Genomic DNA, 1,924 nt, shown 5'->3' on the forward strand with positions numbered 1-1,924 from the left:
AGCTTGCCCTCGGCGTCGGCGTGGTGGCGGTAGCGCAGCAGGGCGGGGTGCCGGGAGGTGTGGGGGTGGTCGGCGAACGGCCGCTCTGGGACTTCCCGGACGGCACCCTCGCCGGCCGCGAGACCGCCGCGTACGAGCTCTCCGCCGCCACCGGCTGGGCGCTCGTCCCGCCCACCGTGCTGCGGGACGGCCCGGCCGGCCCCGGCATGGTGCAGCTCTGGGTCGAACCCGACCCCGGGGCACCCGAACTGCTCGACCTCCAGGACCCGGCCGGACCGGACGAGGGCTGGCTGCCGATCGTCCGCGCCGAGGTCGAGGGCGGCCGCACCGCCCTGCTCGTCCACCGCGACGACGAACGGCTGCGCCGGCTCGCCGTCCTCGACGCCGTGATCAACAACGCCGACCGCAAGGGCGGCCACTGGATACCCGCCGCCGACGGGCGGATCTACGGCATCGACCACGGCGTGACCTTCAACACCGAGAACAAGCTCCGCACCCTGCTCTGGGGCTGGGCCGAACAGCCGCTCACCGCGGAGGCCGTCGAGGTGCTCGGCCGGCTCGCCGCCGAACTGCCCGGAGCCCTGGGGGAGCGGCTGCGGCCGCACCTGACCCCGGCCGAGCTGGAGGCCGCGGCCCACCGGATCGACGCCCTGCTCAAGGCCGGACGACACCCGCTGCCCTCCCCGCACTGGCCCTCGATCCCCTGGCCGCCGCTCTGAGGCACGGCAAGCGGAGGGGGAGGATTCCGGCCGATCCCGAACACTGGTTAGCCTTTCAAATGATCGCCCGGTTAGAGTCGGAACCATGCATGCCTGGCCCGCCTCCGAGGTTCCCGCCCTGCCTGGTCAGGGGCTTCCCCTCCGTGTCTTCGACACCGCCACGAGCAGTGTCCGCGAGATCGTGCCCGAGGGCCCGACCGCCCGCCTGTACGTCTGCGGCATCACCCCGTACGACGCCACCCACCTGGGCCACGCCGCCACCTACAACACCTTCGACCTGGTGCAGCGGGTCTGGAAGGACGCCGGCCACGACGTCCTCTACGTCCAGAACGTCACCGACGTCGACGACCCGCTGCTCGAGCGTGCCGTCGCCACCGGCCAGGACTGGACGGAGCTCGCCGCCCGCGAGACCGCCCTCTTCCGCGAGGACATGACCGCCCTGCGGATGCTCCCGCCCGCCCACTACGTCGGCGCCGTCGAGTCGATCCCGTGGATCGTCCCGCTCGTCAAGCAACTACTCGCCACCGGCGCCGCCTACGAACTCGACGGCGACATCTACTTCTCCGTCGACGCCGACCCGCACTTCGGCGAGGTCTCCGGCCTCGGCCGGGACGCCATGCTGCCGGTCTTCGCCGAACGCGGCGGCGACCCCCAGCGCCCCGGCAAGAAGCACCCGCTGGACGCCCTGCTCTGGCTCTCCGCCCGCCCCGGCGAACCCGCCTGGGACACCGAGCTCGGCCACGGCCGGCCCGGCTGGCACATCGAGTGCGTCGCCATCGCCCTGAAGTACCTCGGCATGTCCTTCGACATCCAGGGCGGCGGCAGCGACCTCTCCTTCCCGCACCACGAGATGGGCGCCGCCCACGCGCAGGTCGCCAGCGGCGAGCACCCCTACGCCCGGGCGTACGTGCACGCCGGCATGGTCGCGCTGGACGGGCACAAGATGTCCAAGTCCCGCGGCAACCTGGTGTTCGTCTCCAAGCTGCGGCGCGAGGGCGTCGACCCGGCGGCGATCAGGCTCGCCCTGCTCGCCCACCACTACCGCAGCGACTGGGAGTGGACCGAGCAGGACCTCGCCCAGGCCGAGAAGCGGCTCGCCCTCTGGCGCGCCGCCGTCTCCCGGCCGGACGGGCCCCCGGCGGAGGGGATGCTCGCCGAGATGCGGGCCGCCCTCGCGGAGGACCTGGACGCGCCGGGTGCGCTGG

The 1,924-nt window shown here is 73.4% G+C and carries 2 protein-coding genes; both read left to right on the plus strand.

Annotated features, from left to right (window positions below; translation table 11 throughout):
• On the plus strand, positions 1 to 719 hold a 719-nt coding region (locus tag ABZ641_RS35385), incomplete at its 5' end, for an SCO1664 family protein (protein ID WP_359988510.1).
• A gap of 85 nt (positions 720 to 804) precedes the next feature.
• Positions 805 to 1,924: cysteine--1-D-myo-inosityl 2-amino-2-deoxy-alpha-D-glucopyranoside ligase (gene mshC / locus ABZ641_RS35390; protein ID WP_359988511.1), on the plus strand; the 1,120-nt coding region annotated here is incomplete at its 3' end.

This window comes from Kitasatospora sp. NPDC007106, assembly GCF_040634455.1.
In the GTDB taxonomy this organism is placed as follows: domain Bacteria; phylum Actinomycetota; class Actinomycetes; order Streptomycetales; family Streptomycetaceae; genus Kitasatospora; species Kitasatospora arboriphila.